The sequence below is a fragment of the Kitasatospora putterlickiae genome, assembly GCF_039527695.1.
In the GTDB taxonomy this organism is placed as follows: Bacteria; Actinomycetota; Actinomycetes; order Streptomycetales; family Streptomycetaceae; genus Kitasatospora; species Kitasatospora putterlickiae.
This window is the reverse complement of the sequence record NZ_BAAAKJ010000517.1, coordinates 1-870: the sequence shown is the minus strand read 5'-3', so window position 1 is coordinate 870 and position 870 is coordinate 1. Positions and strand designations below refer to the sequence as shown.

1 protein-coding gene and 1 pseudogene are annotated in these 870 nt (G+C 77.6%); one reads left to right on the top strand and one right to left on the bottom strand.

Going from position 1 to position 870, the window contains the following annotated elements:
• Positions 1 to 326, bottom strand: a pseudogene (locus ABD308_RS38450) (hypothetical protein); the annotation flags it as partial.
• Between the two features lie 216 nt (positions 327 to 542).
• Here ABD308_RS38450 and ABD308_RS38445 point away from each other — a divergent pair.
• Positions 543 to 870, top strand: a 328-nt coding sequence (locus ABD308_RS38445) for a maleylpyruvate isomerase N-terminal domain-containing protein (RefSeq protein WP_344345604.1), incomplete at its 3' end; no start/stop codon positions are given.

The window sequence follows — 870 nt, the reverse complement described above, 5'->3', positions numbered from 1 at the left end:
GGCACCCAGGTGGGCTCGCGTTCGGCCAGTGCCCGGCCGCCGAGGCCGGTGCCGGCCGGCACCGGGAGGTCGTGCAGCAGGTCCGCCCGGGTGCCGGACCAGTGCCGCAGCACCATGCCCTGGGCGTCGGCGCCGGACCGGGCCCCGGTCACGCCCGGCTCGGGCACGCCGACCAGGCCGACGTCGGCGCCGCAGTCGGCGACCACCCGGCGGGCGAGGTCGCCGAGCACGGCGTCCCGGACCAGCTCGGCGGCCCGGGCGGCGAGGTCGTCCGGGGCCTCGGCGCCGCTCTTCGGCGCGGCCGGGACGATCGGGACGGTCGTCATCGCGCGATTGTCACACGCCCTCCAGGTGGTGGGGAGGGGTCGCGAACGTGTTCGAGGTGCGTGTCGCGTTCAGTCGTGCGGAGTTCCGGGTGGGCGCGGGCGCGGCGGCGTAGGGTGCGGGCGCGGGGTTACCGGCGGGTCACCCCCGTGGCCCATCGCGGCCCGCCCGGGTTTCCGATGTTTCCAAGGTTTCCGACCATCTCGAAGGGGAGATCCATGGCCGATCCCGACGTTCCCGGGGGCTCGTCCGTCCTGGCCGGGCTGCTGGCCGACCTGCGGGCCGAGAGCGGGGTGCTGGACGGGCTCGTCGCCGCCCTGGAGCCCGACGGCTGGGCGCTGGACACGCCCGCGCCCGGGTGGACGGTGGCGCACCAGATCGCCCACCTGGCGTGGACGGACGACTGGTCGGAGCTGGCGGCGCGCGATCCGGAGGCCTTCGTCGCGGAGTCCGGCCGGGTGTTCGGCGAACTGGCGGCGGCCGGCGCGGACCCGGTGGAGGACGGCGCGGCGCGCGGGGCGGGTGAGCCGCCGACCGCGCTGCTGG